Genomic DNA, 23,305 nt, shown 5'->3' with positions numbered 1-23,305 from the left:
GCTCTCAAGTCCGCGCCGTCCCTATTGGACTACCCTGCAAACAGGACCGAATAATTCAATGATGAAGTCTGCAGCGATTTGTTTTTCAGTGGTGGTCACACTGCCTGCGTTGATCTCAGTGTTTCCGCTTCACGCTCATGATGTGCCACGCGAGGACTGGCGACCGGTCGCAACCGAACGTTTAAAAGCCATTTACGATCGTAACGAATTTCGTGTTCCCGAAGTTGAGGCCGAGTGGCTAGACGATTCGTCCGCTTTCCGAATTCGCGAGAAAGATCCGCAAACGGGAAAAACCGTCACGGCACAATACGACGTTGTTTCGGGTGTTCGGCAAGTCATGAAAGCCGAACCCGATCCGAATCAACTCCAATCACCCGACGGAGTGTTCACGTTGAAGGTGCGAGACGGAAACCTCTTTCTGAAAGAGCAAGGTGACAACGAGACTCCGTTGACAGCGATCGAGGTAGGACGCGATGTTGCCTTTCGGGACTTTCGCTGGAGCTCGTCGGGGAAAGCGGCTTCGTTCGTCAAAGTGGATCGTACCGACGTACGTTTGCGATCCGTGCTGGTACCGACGGAACCCAGCTATCCCGGCGTCGCCGAGCACCGTTTTGCACGTGTGGGAGGAACCATCGAAGGGCGGGAAGTCGGGATCGTCGATTGCGATCGCAACGAAGTGCGATGGGTGTCGCTTGAAACTCACGTCGACGGATTTTATCTTGGGCAAGTCGATTGGGTTCCGAACTCCAATGAACTATTGATTGAAACACTTAGTCGGTTCCGTGACAAACGTGAGTTTTGGTTGACGACGATCGATGGCAATGCAAAACGCATTTACCAAGAGGTCAACGAGGCGTGGGCTGTCGGCAGCCACGGCATCAATTCCGGAGCACATTGGATTCGCGAAGGCGAAGCCTTCATTCTGATTAGCGAAAAGGAAGGGTGGCGACAAGCGTATGTCTGCTCACGAGACGGCAAGGTCGAGTCCAAACTGACGCCTGGAGAGTACGATATCATCGATCGGGCATTTGTCGATGAAGCGGGCGGTTGGTACTACTTCTACGCCTCGCCGGACAACGGAACGCAAAAGTACTTGCATCGAGTCCCGCTGGATGGATCCGGGAAGCTGGAACGGCTTTCGCCACAGGACCAGCCCGGTACACACGACTACGTTTTCTCGCCCAATGCGAAGTTGGCCATCCATACCTATTCGACGTTGAACGATCCTCCCGTGGTGGACCTTGTCAGGCTGCCAGGGCACAACGTTGTCCGTGTCATCAACGACCACGCCGAGTTGCGGAAGAAGTTTATTCAAGCTGTGCCACGCCGCACCGAATTCGTTCAGATCGACATTGGAGACGACGTCGTGATGGATGCTTGCATCACCAAGCCCAGTGACTTTGATGAGACAAAGAAGTATCCGGTTTTGGTTTATGTCTATGGCGAACCCTACCTGCAAACCGTACTCGATGATTGGGGAGCCGCCCAAACCGACTTTCATCGTGTTGTCGCAGACACGGGATACGTCGTCGTGTCGATCGACAATCGAGGAACCGCGTGCCCGAAAGGCGCCGCGTGGCGGCGCAGTATCTTCGGCAGTCTCGGCCCGCTTTCGACCGAAGACCAAGCCGCCGCATTGAAAAAGCTTGCGAAACTGGAGCCATATGTTGATCTGTCGCGGGTGGCAATTTGGGGCTGGAGCGGTGGTGGTTCCAACACATTGAACGCCATGTTTCGCAAGCCCGATGTGTATCACGTTGGCATCGCGGTTGTTCCGAAACCACAACCTTGGTTGTACAACGCGTGGTTTCAAGAGATCTACATGCGGACACGCGAAGTGAATGCGGACGGCTATCAGCGTTCGGCGCCAATCAATTTCGCCGAAGGCCTAAAAGGCAAGCTGTTGATCATCACTGGGTCCGGTGAAACCAACACGCACATTCAAATCATTGAAGGGCTTGTTGATCGCCTGATCGAACTCGGCAAACCGTTTGACTATATGGTTTATCCAAATCGAGACCACGGTCTGCGTGAAGGTCAGGGAACCGTGGTTCATGTTCGAATGAAAATACTACGCTATCTCATTGAGAATCTACCGCGTGGCCCGCGGTAGCCTGCTCGCACCCGGTCGTGTGTTGGTGACGAGCGCCGACGGATGCTTGCCGAGTTGGGTGAGATCCTGTCGATGGACGTGGTGCTGCCGATCGACGATGCGGCGGCTGGTTCAGCAAAGCAGGAGACTCAGTACATCAGGTGGGGCGCGGCCAGGTAGATCTCACCTTCCATCGACTTGCGGGCCGGGCTATCAAGCAAGAAGATCGTGTCCCAACGCAAAGGCGGATCGAGTTGGCGGTTCTCGTCGCCTCCCCAGCACCCGGCTGAACCGTTCAACGGAATCTCGACATATCGCCATCCGGTCCAACTGATTTGTGGGCCAGACGGCTGCCACGTTTCGCCGGAAACGTCTCTTATTCGTAGCCGCGGACTGCCAAGCCGGCCGTCGCCGTAAATCCATAGACCCAGCGTCTTCGGAATGCCCTCAATCTCCGTCTGGCCATCGATGGCCAGACGCAGGAACTTCCAACCCTCGGCGAACCGATACGTCAACTTCGCAACGGGGCCGTTGAAACCTGGGAGCGGTTCGGGCGGGGGCGCCTCGATCCGCGAATACTCGCACGCGACGTCGTGATCACCATCTTCGATGACTTTTGTATCGAGCAGCATTCGCATGGGCAGTGGTGCCACGCGCTGCGGTGGCGAGTTCAAGATCACACGTCCCTCGGCGTCCGCGATATGAAGCCCCACTTGATACAGACCGCTTGGCTCTTGCGAGATTGGGAACGTCAATGTGGTTTCCATCTGATCAGTGTCGAATCGTAACAACCTCGTCGTTTCAACTGGATTGACGCCCTCAACATGAGTAAGTTTCGCCTTACCACGAAACGCTTTGCCCGATGTATTCTCAACGCGAACGGTCAGCGTTGAATCGAGGGCGGGCTCCATCTTGACGTACATCGGATAGGCTACCGGTGCCGACACCAACTTCGGATTCGGAAGATCGACGGCCAAGTAGTGCGGCGCATCGTCGATCATGATCTCTAACTTACCGTCAGTGACATGAATGTCGGCTTCGCGCTCGCCCGTATGCGTGACGACTTGGAACACAGTCGCGTCGGATGGTAGAGTGATCCGCCGCGGCTGGTCGTCCGTTGTCCAAACGGCCACTCGCAGTTGTTGGTCTTTGCCGAACAGCATTGCATAGTCGTTAGGCGAGCCGACACCGATGCGTTTGATAAAGTGAAATCCGGCCAAAGATGAAGTCAGTGTTTTTGCTGCGTGGTATGCCGGCTTGGGGTCGTAGACCGGCTGTCGATCGGTATGATACGCGAAGGCGACGGTCCCGAAGTTGTGCTCGGCCTCGTCGGGATTGCCTCCGTCGTCGTGCCAGTCATACCAAATCGAGATCGGCACGCCGGCGGCCATGTTCGTCAACCACTGGCGAGGAAGGAGCTTGCCCTGTTGCACTTCATCGCAGCTGTGCCAGGCAGCCGAATAGCCCCACTCCGCCGCGAGAATCGGGATGCGTTTGCCTTCCGGAGTATAGCGTGAAATCAGCTGTCGCAACTTGCGGTATTCGGCGGCGACCGTCTCCGGTGCGTTTTGGCGGTACGGGTGCACGGACACGGCGGCCCAATGTTCCAGCAAGCCTGCTCTAAAACAACCTTCCAGAAACTCTAGATCGATCTGCGAAGTCGCCGGCCCTACAATCGCCTCATTGGGGGCAACGTCATGAATCGCTTCACACGCCGCGATCGCCATCGCCGTGTAGTCATCAAGGTTGGGCTCCGGCCTCCAGAATCCGCGGATGTTCGGCTCGTTCCAAATTTCCCAGATGATGCCGCGTCCCTTGAAGTGATTGGTGGCAGCCGCAGCCCAACGCGCGTACGCCAAGCGGCCTTCCTCCGTGGCGACGGATCGATCTTTCTCGTAAAGCGTGTTGCTGTAGTCGAGAATCAACAAAGTGCCGATGCCATGCTGGTCGAGGTCGTCGAGCAGTCGATCGTAAGCGGAGAAGTCATAGCGTCCTCGTTCACGCTCGGTGCGGCCCCAAGTCACGTCCATGCGAATCCATCGAAACCCGGCTTCGGCCAACATCTCCATCTCGCCGGGCTGCGCATTGGTGAAGTGAATGTTCACGCCGAGTCCATCCGTTACCCCGGGCGACGGCAAAGACGGATGGGGGCCTACCGCGAAGAGCGTCGATTCGACTGCACGCAGGCTCAGAAGAATGATCAGGGCGATGGACAAGAGAATGCGACCCATGGGTGACAATCCACTCGGGTAAGGTGGTTTCCGTAGACCTCTAAATAGATGCCGCGGCATTGATCAAGTCCATGGGAGATGCGAAAAACAAAATGCGTGCGCCAGTCTGATACAATTGCGAGGGCGGACATTCCGCGATCAATCACTTGTCTTCGGTCCTCGAGGAAATCATGCCACGAGTTATTCGTCTGCTCACGTTTGTCACACTTTTGCTCGCGGCGTTGTCGACTCTGGCACCCAAGGCCGTGGCACAGTCGCCCAACGTCTTGTTCGTTTGCGACTTTGAATCTGACACTTGGTGGACCGAGTGGTCCGCTCAACGGCGCGACCCGCATACCAAGACGGTCGAGTCAGACACAACGCGAAAGTTCGAAGCGCATCACGGCAAGGCGCTCCGCATTCGAGTAGACGAAGGGGGACACTATGGCACGAGTCTCGAATATCATTTCAAGAAGCGAACCGGCTCAGAGCCGGAAGAGATCTTCTTCCGCTACTATGTGAGGTTCGCCAACGACTGGAAGCCGGAACGCGGCGGTAAACTGCCGGGGATCGGCGGCACCTATGGCCGAGCAGGTTGGGGCGGGCGACCGGTCAACGGCCGAGATGGTTGGTCGGCACGGGGGTTGTTCAATGGTCAGAAGGACGGTCATACGCCTGTTGGCTTCTATTGTTATCATGCGGACATGAGGGGGAAATACGGCGACAACTGGGTGTGGGATCGAAGCGGCTTTAAAGGACTGGAAAACAACCGCTGGTACTGCATCGAGCAACAAGCGCGACTGAATACGCCAGGGACGAACGATGGGATCCTACGAGGCTGGGTCGATGATCAGCTCGTCTTCGAGAAGAGCGACGTGCGAATGCGAGACGTGGACAGTCTCAAGATCGAAACGGTCTGGCTGAACCTCTACTACGGCGGCACCTGGACTGCCAAGTCCGACTACCACGTCTACATCGACGACGTGGCAATCAGCAAATCACGGATCGGCATGGATGACCAGTGAATGACACGTCTGGCGGAACGCATCCAACGTAATAATGACGACAGTCCTGCATCATGAAAGCGATTTGCCTTTTGCTCGTTAGGGACCGTCCGCAAATAAACTATCGAGGTTTGCATCGCTTGCGTGGTGCGATTTCATAATTCCAATCGCCATGGAATGCGTTACGCTTGAGTTTGATTTCTGACATTTCGAAATCTGTAATCTTGCGACCCTTGAGGTACTCGTTCTCATCGAGGTGACAGTGAACTTCCAAGCCCTGTTCTGTGCGAGTGGAACTGACAAGACTGACAACAACTTGATGACTTTCCAATGGAACGCCTCGCCAGTTGCAGGTGATATGGCAAAATAGTCGGTGTTCTATTTTATTCCATTTGCTCGTGCCTGGTGGATAGTGGCACACTTCGATGATCATGCCGGTCTCGTCAGCCAATCGCTGTAACTCAAACTTCCACAAACGATTTCGGTGGCCATTGCTTCCGCCACTCCCCGACGAGAGAATTAAACTTAAGTTCTAGTCCTTCAATAATATGTGCGTCTTGCATCAACGCATTATCGACGAAATAGGTGTTTTTCTCCTATAGCAGTTCGATACTTTATTTGCGGACGGTCCCTTAGCCTTTCGACCGCTAGCCTCGTTGCTGGCGACTACGACCCGCCCTGGGCATTGATCCAACCCAAGCGAACGATCAAGGTTACCGCATTGCCAAACACGAGTGACCGGCAGAACGGCGACGCCCTGCTTGAGGCAATCGAAGGCCTTCGTCCCGGCGATCGACTGGAGATTGGCACGGGGACCTACAGCGTCAGTCGGCTTTGGGATTTGTCCGTCTCAGGAACCGCCGCAGCGCCCATTTGGATCGTCGCCGACCGAGACGCCAACGTCAGCATCACTCGTCCGGATGCTCGACAGAACATCCTAAATGTCGGCCAGGGTAAACCGGTGGGGTATCTTTGTCTGCGTGGTTTGGAGTTCACGGGCGGCAGTCATGGGATTCGTCTCGGTCAATGCCGCAACGTGTGGATTGACCAATGCCATATCCATCACACACAGGAAGTCTGTTTAAGCGCGAACTCAGCCGACACGCATCAGCTTTACCTGACGCGTAACACGATTCACGATGGAAATGGGACCGCGGAAGGAATGTATCTCGGAGGAAACAACGGCGGAGTGATTATGAGCGAGAGCGTCATCGCTCTCAATCATGTCTACAACTGCCGTGGAACTCAGGGAGATGGCATCGAAGTGAAACAAGGTTCGTGGGGAAATCGGATTGCCGAGAACAGGGTCCACGATTGCAACTATCCCTGTATCACCGTTTACGGCACGGGCGGCAAGCAACCGAATGTGATCGAGCGCAATGTCTGCTATCGCAGTCTTGACAGCGTCATGCAGGTACAGGGAGAAGCGATCGTTCGCAACAACCTTCTCATTGATGGCAGGAACGCAGCGTTCGCGAGCACGGATCACCAGGGAAAGACGGTCAATTTGCAGGTCATTCACAATACGTTGGTGAATACGACTCACGCGTTTCGAGGTGGGTCATGGAATGCGCGCCGTAAGATGGTCCTGGCGAACAACGTCATTTACTCGCGTGAGCAAAACGCATTGCACTTCGCCAATGGCCATCAAGGAGTAACGATTGCGGGAAACGTGGTCCTCGGAGATGGACCGAAACGGGGTTGTACGCTTGGTCGCGGCCTTCAGGACTTCAAACAGCTAACTTGGAATGCCGATGATTGCGATGCAACCCCAGTTGCGGAAGCTCCCTTTCATCATGCTGTCGCCGAGTATCGTCTGCCCACGGACCTCTACGGCCAGGCTCGCAATGCCGACTCGATCATCAGCGGCGCGGTGGTCGGGAAAGCGACGCAGAGCAAAAACTGACAAGTGGCGAGAAATGCGGCGGAAGGCCATGCGGATCACCCTCTCGCGGTTGCCTTCACTGACCGATTCTCAGACCGATCGGCCCTGTACTTGTGGATTGTTTCCCGTTGCGATGCGAAGATACGATTCCTCCTCAGGATCCCATGGCGCGAGGAACCGACTATCATGAATGCTTCCCTGCATTCCATTTCGATTACTTCCGACATATAACTGTGCTTTGTCAGGGATGAGAATGAGGATTGGCAGGTGTATTCCTCCTTTCGGGCCATTGATTGTCGCAGTGGAGGAGACACGCGACTTCGCTAAACAACCCTTGGACTCGCCTCGCTACCAAACGCAGTCGTTCTTTTCGACGGTTCTGGCATGCAGATAATCAACTCGAACCTTTCCCGGAAACCTCAATGCAAAATATCAATCGTCGCCAATTCTTGACGCAATCGGCAGCAGTTTCTACAGCCGCCACGATTCTTCCCCGTTATGCCGTTGGCCAGAGTTCACCGAGTGAGAAACTGAATCTAGCGGTCATCGGTTGCACGAATCGTGGTGGGAACATCGGCTCCGAAGCGATCAAGAACAGCTTGACCCACTGCGTCGCGCTCTGCGACGTGGTTCCCTCGCGAGCCGAGGGATTGAAGAAGAAGATGGGCGGCAGGTGCGATGATGCGATCGTCTTTGAAGACTTTCGAGAAATGCTCTCAAAGATGGGCGACAAGATCGACGCGTGCACGATCGGTGTTCCCGATCATGCGCACTTCCCCATCGCGATGCTTGCGATGTCGATGGGCATCCACGTCTACGTTGAAAAGCCACTCGCGCACACGTTCGAGGAATGCGAACTGCTGATGGCGGCCGAAAAGAAATACAAGGTCAAATGTCAGATGGGCAACCAAGGACATTCCAGCGGACAAAGGCTGCAGTTCCAATCTTGGGTAGAAGCCGGAATCATCAAGAACGTTCGCCGAGTCGATGCCTGCATGAACAAGGGGCGACGTTGGCATCCGTGGGGCGATATCAAGGAATTTCCGCCTGCTGAAAAAATGCCTGAGGGAATGAACTGGGACGTCTGGGCCGGGACCGCACCCAAGCACCCCTACAACAGCAAGTACGATCCAGGCAACTGGCGAGGCTGGTACGACTACGGCAACGGTGCCTTTGGCGACTGGGGCCCGCACACATTGGACACGGTTCATCGCTTCCTGAAGCTTGGCCTGCCTCACGAGATTCGAGCCGAAAAGATTGAGAAGCCAAACGATTTGATCTATCCGCACGGAACAACCATTGCGTTCGATTTTGCACAGCGCGGTCCGGATATGCCCGAGATGACCATCAACTGGTATGACGGGACGCACAACCGACCACCGAGCTCGCACGATGTGAAAATCCCAAGTTGCGGCAAAGCCATCTTCAGCGATGACCTAACCTTCGTCGGAGGAACACACAGCGCGTCGCTGAGCATTGTCGGCGGTGAAAGGCAAGACGATGTGAAAGACAGCCTGCCGAAGTCGTCTGCCAGCGAGACATCCACCAACCACATGGACAACTTCTTGCGTGCAGCAGCTGGTCTGGATCCGTATTGCAATTCCTCGTTCGCAATAACCGGTCCGCTGACGCAGGTCTTCATGCTGGGCTGCATCGCACAACGGTTGGGAGAGGACCTGGAATTCGACACCGAGACAAAGCAAATCACGAACAGCGTCAGAGCCAACGAACTCTTGAAAGGCCATGCTCCGCGCCCGGGATGGGAAGCATACTACGAGTTGGCGTAAGGGTAATGCGTAGCTGGCGTCTGATCAATCGTTAACTCTCGTCCGCTTTCATTAAGCGGCGTCGGCCGCAAGAACTCATCCGTAAGCAAGATGGATGGGCGACGCTAACGAGAATTGGCTACAATGAGTGGATGCGAAGATGGTTATCGGATGAGGTTTCGAGTGACATCGACGGAACCACGTTTTCTCCGTGGCGGAATTGCCGTGATGGTCCTGGGCATCCTGTGGTCGAGCCCCGGCACATGCACGGCTCAGTCCGCAGGTGACGAGACGCTGACCGACGATAATCGAGGAGGGATTTTAGGCATGCCTGGGATTCTTGCGGCGACGTCCTTTCCCAATCGCACCAGTCCCGTCATCCGAGGCGTGTGGGTGCTTGAACAAGTGCTCGGGGAGCATGTGCCCTCTGCCCCGCCCGACGTTCCGGCATTGGAGAAACAGGACCAGCAGTCGGTTGCCAATCTAACCCTGCGCCAGCGCACCGAACTGCACCGTACGGATCCTGTCTGCGCCAATTGCCATAGGTTACTCGACCCGATCGGGTTTGGTCTGGAGAATTTCGATGCCATCGGTCGCTGGCGTGAACAGGACGACAACGGTCAGCCGATTGACGCCTCGGGTGAACTTCCCGATGGAAGTCGCTTTTCGAGCCCCCAAGAATTGAAGGGGATGATCGCCGGGCGTCTCGATGTTTTTTCTCGAAATCTGGTAGAGAAAATGTTAGCCTATGCCTTATGCCGAAGGCTGGAAGGCTATGACGAAATTGTGGTGGATGACTTGATGCAGGAGATCGCTCGGGATGGTTACCGCAGGTAGCCGAACGACTCCCAGCACGGTACCGGTTGTACGCCAGGGTGCTGCGACGGCACGACGTTTACTGGTGGAAATGGCCGCCCAGCACTGGAATGTCGAAACGGACAGCCTCAGCGTAGCAAAGGGAATCATCACCCACAGGACGAGTGAACGGACACTTCGTTACGCCGACCTTTCCCAATCGGCTGAAATCGCAGATGCATTCCAGCAAAATGTTGCACCTGATATCGAGTTAACACCACGAATGGATTGGACGGTCATCGGATCGTCGGTGGTCCGTCCCAATCTCCGCGACTTGGTTACCAGTACGCATCGATATCCTTCGGACATCACCCTACCTGAGATGCTTTATGGGAAGATTCTGCGGCCACCGTCCTATGGCGCGACACTCAAGTCGATCGATTTTTCGCCTGCAGAGGCGATGCCGGATGTCGTCGTTGTCCGTGATGGAGCGTTCATCGGATTCGCGGCTCCGACAACTTATCGCGCCGCACAAGCACTCGATGCGGTGGCCTCAACCGCTCGTTGGGAAACGGTCTCTCATCCCTCCAGCGATGAACTGTTTGATTACCTTAAACAACATGTTCGACCCGGCAGAGCTCAGACGCGCGGTGACATTGCGAAGGCTGTTGCCGATGCGCACCAGGTTCTCGAGGCCCGCTATGAAGTGGCCTATGTGCAGCACGCACCGATGGAACCGAGAGCAGCCACGGCGCGGTGGCAAGACGGTAAGCTAACGGTGTGGACTGGCGTGGACGGCCCTCAGCGAGTGCAAGGCGACCTTGCACGTTCGTTGGGGATACCCACCGAACGAGTCCGGGTCATCGTTCCGGACATGGGGGGTGGTTTCGGAGGCAAACATACGGGGGAAGCCGCAGAAGAAGCGGCACGGTTGGCAAGAGCTGCGCGGTGCCCGGTCGCCGTGCATTGGACGCGTGCTGAGGAATTCACTTGGGCTTACTTCCGGCCCGCTGCATTGATCGAAAGTCAAGCGGCGTTGGATCAGAACGGCCGGTTGACCGCCTGGGACTTCACGAACATTAACGCAGGCGGTTCGGCGATCGATCCGCCGTATCAAATACCCTGCACTCGTGTTTTGTCGTCGAATTCAGAGTCACCGCTCCGGCAAGGTGCCTATCGTGGCCTGGCTGCCACGGCAAACAACTTTGCCCGTGAGTCGTTTATCGACGAGTTAGCGCAGATGGCTGCGGTCGATCCGCTTCAGTTTCGGCTTCAACATCTCCAGGATAGTCGGATTCGCACCGTGCTGGAGGTTGCCGCCCAACGATTCGATTGGGCAACACGCCGCGCCAAGGTGACGCCGGAGATCGGTGTGGGTTTGGCCTGCGGAACGGAGAAGAACTCGGTGGTCGCTGCGTGTGTGGAAGTTCGTGTCGATCGGCGCAAAGGCGAGTTTCATGTCAGCGAGGTCTGCGAGGCCTTTGAGTGCGGTCCCATTCAGAACCCAGCCAATCTGACGTCGCAGGTTCAAGGTTGCATCATGATGGGGATGGGCGCGGCGTCACGGGAGGCGATTGAATTCAAGGATGGCAAAATTACGAACGCAGCCTTTTCCGACTACCGTGTACCTCGGTTTCGAGACTTGCCGAAGATCGATGTGCATCTGGTAGACAACACAGAGATTCCGTCGGCGGGTGCCGGCGAAACGCCGATTATCGCCATCGCACCGGCGATCGCGAATGCCATCTTTGCCGCGACGGGAACCCCCGTACGATCGATGCCAATCCGTTTGCCAAGCAGCTAAAGACGGCTTGGTTGTAACATGTAGCCTCGTGGTTTGTCACAGCTACCTAACTCTCGCGATCCGCAATGCATAACAGCTATTCCATCGACGATCTTCACCGGACAATTGCGACCATCGGCGACGACCAACACCTTTGCGCCTTGGCAGTCGTGATGGCAGCAGAGGGACCTGTACCGGCAAAGCTGGGCTCAAAAGCGGTGTTGACTTCGAAGCATGTTCTTTCCGGTACGATCGGAGGAGGTTGGGTAGAAGCGGCAACTCTGCAACGGGTTGCCGAGGCACTCGAAACGGGGCATCCATTGGTTCTTGAATTTAACCTGGCGGGGCACGCTGCGACCGAAGGTCACCCGATTTGTGGAGGCTCGTTGCGTGTGTTACTGACTCCGCTGAATCATGCCTTGTGCAACGCCTGCCGCGCGGCCGCGAACGCCGCTGCCGAGCGGCAACGCGGCGTGCTTGTGACCCACATTCGATGCGGAGGCGAAGTGACCGTGGAAACCGAGTTCTTTCTGCAATCCGCTCTCGCATCGCACGATGGATTTCCTGACTTGGATATGCTACGTCAAGTCGTGACGTCGGAACAAAATCGGCTTTTCCACTGTCCCCCGGACCCGAAGGGTTGCGATGCCTTTGCGCTGGTGGAACCGGTACTTCCCAAACCACTTCTGCTGATTGTCGGTGGCGGGCACATTGGCCAAGCCCTCGCGATGCAGGCCGATGGGGTCGGATTCGACTTAGCAGTGTTCGACGACCGCCCAGAGTTCACTCAGCCGGAGCTGTTTCCCAACAGCACGGCTCTCTACGGTGGCAATGTCGTACAGCAATTAAAGACTTTCCCCTGCGACTCGGATTGTTACATCGTCATCGCAACTCGCGGACATCAACAGGATGCGGCAGCACTCGCCGCCTGCATGAAGCAGGCCGTGGCCTACATCGGTATGATCGGCAGTCGCCGCAAAGTGGCCATGTTGCGCAAGGAACTGACCGCGACGGGATGCTGCACTGTCGAACAGTTCGATCGGATCTACGCTCCGATAGGGTTGGATATCGGGGCGGAGACCGTACCGGAAATTGCGGCGAGCATCGTGGCACAACTGATTCAGGTTCGCCGCACCAGTCACGCGTCGCGGCTTTAGAGACTAAAAAGATGATATCCGCCATTGTCCTTGCCGCCGGTCGCTCACGACGCATGGGAACGCAGAAAATGGTCTTGCCGATGCACGGCAAACCGATGATCGCGCACACCGTCGATACGCTGCTGCAAACCCAGGTGGAACAGGTGTTGGTGGTTGTGGGGCGAGACAAGCAGCTTATCGTGGATACGCTACGTGATCGCAATGTGCAATGTGTTGTTAGCCCGGATGCGAATGAAGAAATGCTGACGTCCGTTCGCACGGGGCTACATGCCTTGACCGAACCAACGACCGCGGTGATTGTGGCTTTGGGGGATCAGCCAGCGATTCAGGTGGATGTTGTGACGCAAATGATTCGCTGCTTCCTGGATACGGGTGCTGGAATCATCGCTCCCGTGTTCGAAGGTAGAAGAGGCCATCCACTACTGATTTCGATCCGATATCGAGACGAGATTCTCACCGAGTTCGAGGGGCTGGGACTACGCGGGTTGCTGGTCAAGCATGCTCAAGACGTCGTTGAGTTGCCCGTTGCTTGCGCTTCGATCCTCGATGACATCGATACTCAAGCCGACTACTGGCGAGTGCTTCAGGCGATGCGCAAAGGATGCCGTGAGTGACCAATTCGGTGATTCCCTATGATGCACGATCGCATTCGGAATAGGTCGCGGAACTCGGTTTCCATCGAATTCTAAAATGAGTTTTGAGGTAAACTATTTTTCGATTACTCTCTGATCTAATGGAAGCGGTTTTGAAACACGAACTCGAGGCGAACAGTGGCTTCGATAGCACTCGGCACACCAGACCCAGTCGCCTGCATTCGATTTGCCCATGGCCAGGCGGATTGGGTATCGCCACTTAAAAAAGCATCCGACGTCAACAGATCTCAAGCAACGTTCGATCTGCTTCTTGCTGTTGAGAGTGTTGGACAGCAAGAATATGAATCCAGATGGCAAGAGATCCATGAACAACAGGACGATCCAAAATTGGCATTGAATGCTCTCTATGTGGCGTTTGTGGAGGGAGCATCCCAAGAAGAAATCAAACGCGCAGCGCAAGAGACGCTGCAGAGCCTTGACGACACGAACTATCAAACAAGCCAGATGAAGAGGATCGTGAAGACAAGCCTGCGTTATCTGGCGGAAGGCAAAAGCGACGATTGGTTGCTATCGCAAACAAAAAACGAACGAAATGCATTGGTCGAAGCAAACTTTTTGATCGCGATGAAACGATTCTCAGAGAGGGATTTCCCCAAAACAAAAGAGCACCTATCTGCTGCGGAAAATGTCTTTGCGCCCTGGGTTAACGAGTACCACTGGTCACGCGCGATCCTTGGATGGTTAGTTCGTCAAAGAACAGAATGAGTAAGCCGTGAAAAACCTGTGCATTTCACACTGGTGACTTCCACTGGGCAAAAGCGTATCTTGAGACAATCGATTGACCGATACGAAACGTGCCAGCGGCCCAGTAGCTTGACTCACATTCCCTCGGCCACTACGTTCGTTATTGATCCCGCGATGCGAATACTATCGGCTAAGCCAAAAAACACAGAGGCTTAACGAATGTCTGAGATTACAAGATTGCTTCAGGCGGCTGAATCAGGCGACCAGAAGGCCGCCGAAGACCTATTGCCACTGGTATATCAGGAGCTGCGGCGATTGGCCAAGGCTCGGCTCTCGCATGAAAAACCCGGCCAGACTCTGCAGGCCACCGATCTGGTCCACGAAGCCTATCAGCGACTGGTGGATGTCACGGGTGGAGACGATGCGAAGTGGAACAGTGTTGGGCACTTCTTTGCCGCGGCAGCCGAAGCGATGCGGCGAATCTTGATTGATCGGGCTCGGGCCAAGGCGGCAGTGAAACGAGGCGGTGACCGACAACGGATCGAGTTCGATGCGATTGAGCATCCGGCGGCCAAACGTCCCGAGCGCTTGCTGCAACTGGATGAGGCTCTGGTCAAACTCGAACAGAGCGATCCTCAGAAAGCGCAACTTGTCAAGCTCCGGTTCTACGCTGGACTCACCGGCGAGCAGGCTGCACAGGCGATGGGGATCTCGTCCGCAACTTCCGATCGCCATTGGGCTTACGCACGCGCCTGGCTCAAGACGGCAATGGACTCCGAGGAGGCGGATTGATCATGGTCAAGAAACGAAGTGTCGATCGCATCCCTTGCCGCGCAAACGAATCGAAAGAGTTCCCCAACTTCTCGGGATGGTTGCGTCTCATCTTGCTGTACGTCGTCACCCTGATGCTACTGGGGCTGGTCATTTACCCTCTCGATGTAGTCGAGGTGCCGTCTTGCGTCACTCACGGCTTCGGTGCGTTTTCAATTTCCGATCGAGTCGACTGCAGCCATTGAGTGAGTTCCTCAATGGCAGCATGGATTTCCGGACGGCGGTCGGCAAACAGGTTGTGAGTCTCGCCGGGGTCTTCCACCAGATCGAAGAACTCGTTTCGTCCCTCATTGAGAGAATCGACGACGAGTTTGAACTTTGGCGTTCGATGAACTTCAACGCGTGGTCAGTCAGGATGTCGATCGTCAGTCCGGTGAATTTCCGAACTTCACCCTTTTCTTCGAGCTCCGGATTGCTTGGCGTCGTTCCACCTCCGGTCAGCCCCATGAAGTAATCGAAACCGTGATGGGTCGGATGAAAACGTTCGCTGCCCTTTGCCGTCCAATCACCCAAATGCCACTTGCCAACCAATCCGGTTTGGTAGCCGTTTTGCTGCAGAACTTCTGCGAACGTAACGCTCTTGTCGGGATCGAGAGCCATTTGATTGTCTGGATCGTACAACTTGTGGCCCGGCTTTGGAATGAAGTCCGTGATTCCGAATTGACTGGCATAGCGTCCGGTCATGAATGCGGCGCGAGCGGGGCTGCAAACCGGCGTCGTGCAAAAAAACTGGCTCATCCGGCGGAAGCGTGCGCAGGAGGTTTTCGAGGCATCTCTCCGGTGTCCCATCATTGCTGGCAGGAGCTATTTTCACTTGTTATCGTGCAGTTGCCGGTAGAAACGGAGTCGAGCTCTGCAGAGTTGCAACTTGACAAGGGATATCCCGGTCGACGGTGCGCCAAGGGTGCTACCGGTTCCCGGCGGACGACCGACCGTCGGGGACTCTTTTCTAAGAGATCATTGGACACCGCAGCCATACCTCCAAAAAACCTCGAGTCTGGGTTCCGCGTGCTTCCGTCGGATGTGCAAAAAAAGTTGCGGAATATCACGCCTTGGTTGGCGAGCGGATCCATGTTCGGCGTTTCGGCTTTTGCCACATCATCGAACGAGCCACGCTGAACTGAGCATGTCAGCCAAACGATAACGTGCACACCAACGACCAATCCACCGCGGCTGCGAGAGTCGAGGTCAAGTGACAAAAAAGTTTTAGCGGAAACGCGTCCAGCATTCCAGCGCTGAGTACGCCTAACATTGACCACCAAACATCCGGTAAAGTACGCTGTTGATACGAATCATTGCCAGCGACAAATCCGTTCCTGCAACTCCCCTGATGATCGCGCGAGATTCCGATGGGTCTCGATCAACCAACCCGTCTGGTGAAAAAACTGAAACCGGCGTTTTGGCTGACCGTTTCCAGGCATGCCACGGCAATGATCGCCCCGAAACAAAGTACTTGGCGATTTTTGTTACCGAGGGCCTTGATCGAAGATAAGATAACGTCATGGGCATTGCAAACAACCTCTCGCCGATCTTGATTGCCGACTATCTGGCCTGAGAATTGCAATCGCATCCCATCCACGAGTACCACTTCAAGGAGAGACAGCGATGAGAAAAGTTCTTTTAGCGGCTATGGTGATCTGGCTTTTGGCACCCTTCGATCTGACCGCGTCGGCGGCGGACATCGAGGAGGGCTACACCTCCCTATTCAACGGCATCGACCTAGCCGGCTGGGTCAAGCGTGGCGGGTCGGCGGAGTACGAAGTCGAGAACGGCTCGATCGTCGGGAACTGCATTCCAAATACGCCGGGCAACACGTTCTTGTGTTCGGAAAAGAAATTTGGCAACTTCGTCCTGAAGCTGCAATACAAGTTCCTTGAAGCCGGGAATTCGGGCATCCAGTTCCGCTCCGCCGCACGTGCTGAAGGCGATGGCCAGCGTGTCTACGGCTATCAGTACGAAATGGGTCCTGGTGGTGACGCGACCGGCCGCATCTACGACGAAGGACGTCGTGGCCATAAATTCGGCATCGTTTGGCTCGATGCCTACACCCCACAGGATCGCATAGACGCCGCTCAGGCAAGCTACCGGGAAGGTGAGTGGAACGACGTGGAAATTCAATGCGTCGGACCGTCCATCAAGACTTGGCTGAACGGCAATCTGGTTGTCGATCTGTTCGATAGCTTCTCGATGAAGGGCTTTTTCGGCCTGCAGATTCACGCCGGAGAGTCCGGCTCGGTCGCTTGGAGGAATATCCGTGTCAAGGATCTAGGCGAGAGCAAGTGGGATCCCTTCTTCGTCAAGGGCGACGATGGCAACTACCAGCTCGCCAATGCCAAGTTTGTCCTCCCCGAGGAATGGTCCTTCACCGAGGACGGCGTACTGTGCGGCGTCCACTCCAAAAGTCAAGGCAAGGACGGACTTGTCATTTCCAGCAAGAATTATGACAACTTCATCGCTCGCGTCACGTATCGGATGCAGGGCGGCAATAGCGCCTTGTATTTCCGCGCCGAGGAAACGAGCGCCCCGTGGGTGCTGCGCGGGTTTCAAAACGAGATCGCCAACAATGGCAAGGACTCCGCCCTCTGGCACACCGCTGGAATTGTTGACGGCAAGACGATTCCGGGGCGCGGATGGGTCGTCACGAACGACGAGTTCGTCGAAAAGGTCCGCAACAAGGATGGCCAGTGGAACACGACCTGCACGGCCGCGTACGGCGACCGTCTGGTCCAAACACTCAACGGGTTCTGCACTTCGGATCTCGTCGACGAAGCGTGCGAGAAGACGGGCAAGCTCGGTCTGCAAATGCACGGCGGGACCGACTGCGAAATGTTCTTCAAAGACTTCGAGGTCATGCCCATCACCGACGACATGATGAAGCTCATCGAGCGGAAGTGAGTCACGGTAGGGGCTGCTCGAACTTTCACGGGCACCGATGATGAATAAATCCTCCGAGAAAATGAGTTCGCGACGGTTGATGCTGAAAAGCGGGTTGGCTGCGATGCTTGCGTGCGACGCAGGGCTGGATGTGTATTGCGAAAAGCCATTAACGCTGACATTGGCAAAGTGGCAAGTGTTGAGGTGCAGAATTGGCTCGGCCCGCTTGCCGATGTGTTGTTGCCGGAAGAACCTGTCCTCAGGGGCCTCGATTGGGATCTATTCTTCGGCCAAGCCGCGATGCGTCCGCATCCTTGGCGGCGGTGGCTGAAAGACGAACGAGAATGGAACGGCGAACAAGTCAACAAAGTTCCCTCTTCAGAAAGTGACACGGCTTTCGCCAACACTTGGAAAAAGAGCGCCTAAGCATGCGACGCTACGAAGACCGGCAATACACCCTCAACGAGTTGGCCAGTCGGCGAAGTGAGCGAAGTCAGATTCATCTCCAAACTTCAGGGGGAGCTGTCATTGCCTAGGCGGGTTTGCATTTAGGCCGGCTTCCACGAATCGCTTCGAAGGATCCGACAGTTTCCCTCCCTTATACGATAGTTGTAAATTGCCCAACTATGTTCTACGATTTGCTGCGCAACACGCTCAAAGTGAGAGCGCGCATTGGTAAACCTCGGCCAATCTTATCTACTTCTTCCGCAACATTAGTGAACCGAAATGAAGACGAACAGAATCTCGACCTTTCTCGTGCTGACGGCTGGCATCCTCGCCGGCTTGGCAGTGTTCCAGGCGGCTCAAGCCCAAACCACGAAGAATCCCAACATCCTCGTCATCTGGGGGGACGACATCGGTACGGAGAACATCAGCTACTACAACCGCGGCATGATGGGCTACCAGACGCCCAACATTGACCGCATCGCTCAGGAAGGTGTTTTCTTTACCGACTATTACGGCCAGCAATCTTGCACCGCCGGCCGCGCCGCCTTCATCAACGGCTCCGTCCCGGTCCGCACCGGCATGACCAAAGTCGGCATCCCCGGCGCGCCCGAGGGCTGGCAAGAAACCGACGTCACGATGGCCACGGTAATGAAGAGCCTCGGCTACGCCACTGGCCAGTTTGGAAAAAACCATCAGGGCGACCGCGACGAGCACCTGCCCACCATGCACGGATTCGACGAGTTCCTGGGAAACCTGTATCACCTTAACGCCGAGGAAGAGCCCGAGAACGAGGACTACCCCAGCGACTTGGTTTTGCCCAGCGGTAAGACCTTTAAACAAGTCTTCGGACCGCGCGGTGTGCTGCGTTGCAAAGCGGACGGCAAGGGCGGCCAGACGATTGAAGACACCGGCCCGCTGACCAAAAAACGAATGGAAACCATCGACGAAGAAACCATCGCTGCCGCCAAAGAATTTATCACCCGTCAAACCAAGGCCGGCAAGCCATTCTTCTGCTGGTGGAATGGTACCCGCATGCATTTCCGCACCCACGTCAAAGCCGAGCACCGTCACAAGGGCAATGACGAATACACCGACGGCATGATTGAGCACGATATGCAAGTCGGCCAGCTTCTAACGCTACTTGATGAACTCGGTATCGCTGACAACACCATCGTTCAGTACTCAACCGACAACGGCCCGCACTACAACACTTGGCCCGATGCTGGGACCACTCCTTTCCGCAGCGAGAAGAATTCGAACTGGGAGGGGGCCTACCGGGTTCCATGTTTCATCAAATGGCCCGGCCATTTCCCAGCTGGTGAGGTCCGCAACGGCATTGTCTCTCACGAAGACTGGCTACCTACCTTCGCCGCTGCGGGGGGCAACGCTGACATCGTAGAGCAGTTGAAGAAAGGAGTTGAATTGAACGGTCGCCCTTACAGGAACTTTATTGATGGTGCGAATCAGATCGACTATATCAGCGGTAAGACCGATCAGTCGCCCCGCAAACAGTTCATGTACGTTAACGACGATGGCCAAATCGTTGCCATGCGCTATCAGGATTGGAAAGCTGTCTTCCTTGAAAATCGAGGCCAAGCGTTCGAGGTCTGGCGTGAGCCGTTCACCGAGCTTCGTGTGCCGCTATTGTTCAACCTGCGCCGCGACCCGTTCGAAAAGTCACAGCACAACTCGAACACTTACAACGACTGGTTCCTCGACCGAGTCTACATCCTCGGACCGATGCAGCGAGTCGCTGGCCAGTTTCTGATGACGATGAAGGAGTATCCGCCGAGCCAGGCCCCCGGGTCTTTCAACCTGGAAGGAATCCAAAAGAAGATCGAAGCCTCCATGGGCGGCCGCTAATCGTGGCGAACAGCTGAACGTGGTTTTGGCCGCCGTCCGTGAGGGGGGCGGCCTTTGCCTTTGGCTCTTCCGCGGAATGGGTGGGTGATCGTAGTCGCCGAACTCCAAAAAAATGAGGTTGAGCCCTGGCTCAGCGAGCACCTCTCGTTTCATCAGCGAAATCGCAGGCCCGGGATTGGAACACTCGGACAACGACACAGAGAGAGGCGTTCAAGGTAAGAATAAACCAAATCGATAACGGTCGTTTCACGTCGTGTTTTCTCGGTATCCGTTTTCGTTACTCTTGATGCCGTTTTCTCATTGGAAACCAGAGTACTGCTGAACGTCCATTTCAACTTCCCATGCCTTCAGTTTTTCCAGTAACAGTTGAACCTTCTCGGGATTCGTGTTGGCCAAATCATCCTGTTCGGATCGATCGTCAACAACGTTGTAAAGACTGACTCGCCCGTCGCGGTAACCAAGCAATTTCCAGTCGCCCTCGCGTACCGAAACGTAGAGATCTTCATAGGCGCGGTAGCCGTAGATTGGCTTGTCTCGCTGAAGTTCGGTGTTGTCTCGAAGGGTAGAAAACAGCGATACGCCATCCAGGTCTCCGTAGTCGGCCGGATTTCCTCCGACTAACTCAACCAGCGTCGGAAGAACATCGGTCGTTTGGATGATGCTGTTGTTGGTCACGCCACGCTCGGTAACACCCGGCCAGCTCACAATGAACGGTACTCTCGCACCCCCTTCGCATAGAGTGTCTACCCGTTTGCCGCCGCGGTAGGGTTCCCACTCGTACAAGCTCCCCTGGTCCGACGTAAAGATGACAAGCGTGTTCTTGTCGATGCCTTTATCTTTGAGTGCTGTACGAATGCGACCAACCGATTCATCGACTGCCGCGACTTGTGCGGCGTACTGTGCTCGCTTGCCCTCGAGACCGGCCCGGCCCTTGAAACGAGGAACCAAGTCCTTCCGACCAATGTTTGGCGTGTGAACATTGTAGTACCACATCGAAACCATGAACGGCTGGTCTTCGTCGTAACCATCAATGAAATGGATCGTTTCGTCGGTGAGTTTGTCTGTCAGATAGGCCTCGGTCTGTTCCTCGAGCACGTCCTCGTCTTGGAAGTAGTCGGGATAGTAACTCGAAGGCGAGCCATGATCCGTCGTGCCGATTTGACGGTCAAAGCCTTGATGGATCGGATGAAATTCCTTCGGCCCCAGATGCCACTTACCGACAAACAAGTTGTAGTAACCGTGCGATTTCAACGCTTCGGCGTAAGTGACGTTTTCGAGATCCACCCAGTTCTTGCTGGGAAATTGTGCGGGATCACTCAGCAACAGATGGTGCGAGGCGCGACCCTGTTCGTCGTAGACCATCTTCACGTTCTTTGCGTTGCCCGAGATATGCCGAACCAGATTTAGTCGTGCGGGATGCTTACCGGTAAGTAGCGTGGAACGACTCGGACTACAGGTCGGACTTGCGACATAACATTGTTGGAAATCAATCCCATCGTTGGCAAGCTGATCGACATTCGGCGTTTCAAACAGGTTCGGATTGCGATAGCCGAGATTGTTCCATCCTAGGTCGTCAACAAAGAACAAGACGATATTTGGATTTTCTAGCGCCTGCGTCGTGCCACAAAGGCCACAAACAAGCAGCGCGAAGGATAACAGTTTCTTCATAGGGTTACTCGGTTTAAATCTCTTCGTTGGGAAAAAGGGGTTTGAAATCACGATAGGCAACGAGCGGTCAATAAGTGTCGGATGCGTAGCACAGGCACCTCTTCTTTGTCGACTACTTGTCACTCCGATTCGAAACGCCGTGCTCGGACTTCCATTTAGCCACGGCAGCCCCCCATTTCCCAGACGGCGAGTCTCTCTCGGTCATGATCGGCTTGTCCGCGTTGTACTTGAAATCCTCCATCGTTACATCCTCAACGATGACTTTGTAATGACCTTCGGTAGTGTCCCTCACTGCGCCAATCGAGGGCCCCTCAAAGAACTTGTTCTCCCATCTCAGATCGAGTTCGTTGCGGTATTCTTCTGGAATACACAGGAAGACGTGGGTCTTCACTTGCGCATGTTTTCCAAAAACTGCGTGAATGTCTTTTACATAGCTACCTTTCGCGAAAATCCCATCCGTCGCATCAGGATTGTTCTTCAGCTCGGCTTCCTTCACTCCGCCCTTCCCGATGGTGACCGCAAAAGCACTGCTGATGGATTTAACCCCATCAATCTTAACGACACCGTTCATCGCGCTGTGCGGGCCAAGCATGACAGCACAACGTCCATTCTCATTGACGATATTCTTGCCGGTGATGTCATAGACCGCTGTTTTGTCTCCCACCGCTCCGGTTTCCAGGCGAAGCGTCACACCACCCTCGGCATACAGATCCTCGAAGTGGACCGACTGTGCGCCGTGCAGTTGCGTCAGCCCATAACCCGGGCTGGCGTTGAAGATGCGACAGTTGCGAACCGTTCCGTCGGTTGCCCGCGAGACCGGCCAGTCGCTTGTCTCGCTCATCGTCTGGATTGGCGTCAGCGTGATGCCGCAATAGACGCTGTAGTTGTCCTTGATGTCGAGATCCGCGATCAGGAAGTTTCGCACCATTTTTGCAAGAATACCGCGGACACCTTCACCCTTCGCTCGCTGTCGGTCGGAATAGTCAATGATCCACCGACCACCAAGCCCACGGATACTGACGTTCTCGATAAACACCTTCTCATGCTCTATCGTTACCTGCTTCCTTTGGGTGGGACGTTCGGAGTCCAGGTCAAAGACGACCGTCTTTTCGCCCGCAGGCCAATACGGTTTGATGACGGTGTCCTTTTCGATCAGCAGATGCACGTTTGATTGGAGACGGACACGTGCGAAACGATAGGTTCCCTTGGGAACAATCAGTCGCCCACCACCCGTAGCGGCAATGTCGTCGATTGCTTTCTGAATAACATCGCTTTGATTGGCTATCGCGTTGTCATCGACCAGTCCATAATCAGCGCCGGCATTCTTCGTCAGCCCATTGGGGTCCATGGTCTCTACGTATTCAGCATTGGCGATTCCCGCAAAGCGGATCAGCATCATGGTGAAAATCGCGAGTTGTCTTTTGGCTTTCAATTGTGATTTCCCGTATATGCAGGTTGTTGATTTACGAAATGAATGTATTTAGTTCTTGAAATATGCGACTCTCGGCATGTTTGGCAGGCAACAAACACAACACTTGGTTTCGGAACATCGGTGCAGCCGAGATTTGCGGGCGTTACCATGAAGTCATCGTG

The 23,305-nt window shown here is 55.1% G+C and carries 17 protein-coding genes and 1 pseudogene; 13 read left to right on the top strand and 5 right to left on the bottom strand.

What is annotated here, in order from left to right; genetic code table 11:
* Nucleotides 1–58: 58 nt before the first annotated feature.
* Entirely contained in the window at nucleotides 59–2,113 is a 2,055-nt protein-coding gene (locus Poly41_RS12775; RefSeq protein ID WP_146526586.1) for a S9 family peptidase, read from the top strand.
* A gap of 128 nt (nucleotides 2,114–2,241) precedes the next feature.
* Here the strand turns inward: Poly41_RS12775 and Poly41_RS12770 are convergent, their stop codons facing one another.
* Nucleotides 2,242–4,323 carry a cellulase family glycosylhydrolase gene (locus tag Poly41_RS12770; RefSeq protein WP_197231288.1) on the bottom strand — a complete coding sequence of 694 codons (2,082 nt, stop codon included), beginning with the start codon at nucleotides 4,321–4,323 and terminating at the stop codon, nucleotides 2,242–2,244.
* A gap of 170 nt (nucleotides 4,324–4,493) precedes the next feature.
* Here Poly41_RS12770 and Poly41_RS12765 point away from each other — a divergent pair, with 170 nt between their 5' ends.
* Complete coding sequence (locus Poly41_RS12765) at nucleotides 4,494–5,327, top strand: polysaccharide lyase (protein ID WP_146526584.1); 834 nt, start codon at nucleotides 4,494–4,496, stop codon at nucleotides 5,325–5,327.
* A 100-nt stretch (nucleotides 5,328–5,427) separates the two neighbouring features.
* Here Poly41_RS12765 and Poly41_RS12760 read toward each other — a convergent pair.
* A pseudogene (locus Poly41_RS12760) lies at nucleotides 5,428–5,829 on the bottom strand (ISAzo13-like element transposase-related protein); the annotation flags it as partial.
* 198 nt (nucleotides 5,830–6,027) lie between these two features.
* On the opposite strand from Poly41_RS12760, the gene Poly41_RS12755 reads away from it, so the two are divergent.
* The 8 genes from Poly41_RS12755 (at nucleotide 6,028) to Poly41_RS12720 (ending at nucleotide 14,821) form a co-directional block, all read left to right on the top strand.
* Nucleotides 6,028–7,212 (top strand): right-handed parallel beta-helix repeat-containing protein, encoded by a 1,185-nt coding sequence (locus Poly41_RS12755; protein WP_197231287.1) that lies wholly within the window; start codon nucleotides 6,028–6,030, stop codon nucleotides 7,210–7,212.
* A gap of 401 nt (nucleotides 7,213–7,613) precedes the next feature.
* Nucleotides 7,614–8,978, top strand: coding sequence for a Gfo/Idh/MocA family protein (locus tag Poly41_RS12750; RefSeq protein ID WP_146526581.1), 1,365 nt, complete (start codon nucleotides 7,614–7,616; stop codon nucleotides 8,976–8,978).
* 123 nt (nucleotides 8,979–9,101) lie between these two features.
* Nucleotides 9,102–9,794 (top strand): DUF1588 domain-containing protein, encoded by a 693-nt coding sequence (locus Poly41_RS12745; protein ID WP_146526580.1) that lies wholly within the window; start codon nucleotides 9,102–9,104, stop codon nucleotides 9,792–9,794.
* Entirely contained in the window at nucleotides 9,778–11,556 is a 1,779-nt protein-coding gene (locus Poly41_RS12740) for a xanthine dehydrogenase family protein molybdopterin-binding subunit (protein ID WP_146526579.1), read from the top strand. Before Poly41_RS12745 ends, Poly41_RS12740 begins: the two co-directional genes overlap by 17 nt.
* 65 nt (nucleotides 11,557–11,621) lie before the next feature.
* Entirely contained in the window at nucleotides 11,622–12,692 is a 1,071-nt protein-coding gene (locus Poly41_RS12735; RefSeq protein ID WP_146526578.1) for an XdhC family protein, read from the top strand.
* Between the two features lie 11 nt (nucleotides 12,693–12,703).
* A complete protein-coding gene (locus Poly41_RS12730) occupies nucleotides 12,704–13,306 on the top strand; it encodes a nucleotidyltransferase family protein (RefSeq protein ID WP_197231285.1) in 603 nt (200 codons plus the stop codon).
* Nucleotides 13,307–13,462: 156 nt separating this feature from the next.
* Entirely contained in the window at nucleotides 13,463–14,050 is a 588-nt protein-coding gene (locus Poly41_RS12725; RefSeq protein WP_146526576.1) for a hypothetical protein, read from the top strand.
* A gap of 198 nt (nucleotides 14,051–14,248) precedes the next feature.
* Complete coding sequence (locus tag Poly41_RS12720; RefSeq protein WP_146526575.1) at nucleotides 14,249–14,821, top strand: ECF-type sigma factor; 573 nt, start codon at nucleotides 14,249–14,251, stop codon at nucleotides 14,819–14,821.
* A gap of 168 nt (nucleotides 14,822–14,989) precedes the next feature.
* On the opposite strand, the gene Poly41_RS12715 is transcribed toward Poly41_RS12720, so the two are convergent.
* Complete coding sequence (locus Poly41_RS12715) at nucleotides 14,990–15,598, bottom strand: sulfatase-like hydrolase/transferase (RefSeq protein ID WP_231615630.1); 609 nt, start codon at nucleotides 15,596–15,598, stop codon at nucleotides 14,990–14,992.
* 867 nt (nucleotides 15,599–16,465) lie between these two features.
* Between Poly41_RS12715 and Poly41_RS12710 the strand changes: the two genes are divergently transcribed.
* From Poly41_RS12710 to Poly41_RS12700, 3 genes are all read left to right on the top strand, one after another.
* A complete protein-coding gene (locus Poly41_RS12710) occupies nucleotides 16,466–17,755 on the top strand; it encodes a 3-keto-disaccharide hydrolase (protein ID WP_146526573.1) in 1,290 nt (429 codons plus the stop codon).
* Between the two features lie 135 nt (nucleotides 17,756–17,890).
* Nucleotides 17,891–18,160: a hypothetical protein gene (locus tag Poly41_RS12705; protein ID WP_146526572.1), complete on the top strand. Its 270-nt coding sequence runs from the start codon at nucleotides 17,891–17,893 to the stop codon at nucleotides 18,158–18,160.
* 300 nt (nucleotides 18,161–18,460) lie between these two features.
* The gene (locus Poly41_RS12700; protein WP_146526571.1) at nucleotides 18,461–20,044 is read left to right on the top strand and encodes an arylsulfatase; all 1,584 of its coding nucleotides are present in this window, start codon (nucleotides 18,461–18,463) and stop codon (nucleotides 20,042–20,044) included.
* A 297-nt stretch (nucleotides 20,045–20,341) separates the two neighbouring features.
* Here Poly41_RS12700 and Poly41_RS12695 read toward each other — a convergent pair whose 3' ends face one another.
* Together Poly41_RS12695 and Poly41_RS12690 are read right to left on the bottom strand one after the other, a co-directional pair.
* Complete coding sequence (locus Poly41_RS12695) at nucleotides 20,342–21,712, bottom strand: sulfatase (RefSeq protein WP_146526570.1); 1,371 nt, start codon at nucleotides 21,710–21,712, stop codon at nucleotides 20,342–20,344.
* Between the two features lie 112 nt (nucleotides 21,713–21,824).
* Nucleotides 21,825–23,144, bottom strand: coding sequence for a right-handed parallel beta-helix repeat-containing protein (locus Poly41_RS12690; RefSeq protein ID WP_146526569.1), 1,320 nt, complete (start codon nucleotides 23,142–23,144; stop codon nucleotides 21,825–21,827).
* Between the last annotated feature and the right edge of the window lie 161 nt (nucleotides 23,145–23,305).

Origin of the sequence: Novipirellula artificiosorum (assembly GCF_007860135.1) — a bacterium.
GTDB classification, from domain to species: domain Bacteria; phylum Planctomycetota; class Planctomycetia; order Pirellulales; family Pirellulaceae; genus Novipirellula_A; species Novipirellula_A artificiosorum.
Note: the sequence above shows the minus strand (reverse complement) of the source record. Positions and strands in the feature narration are given on the sequence as shown.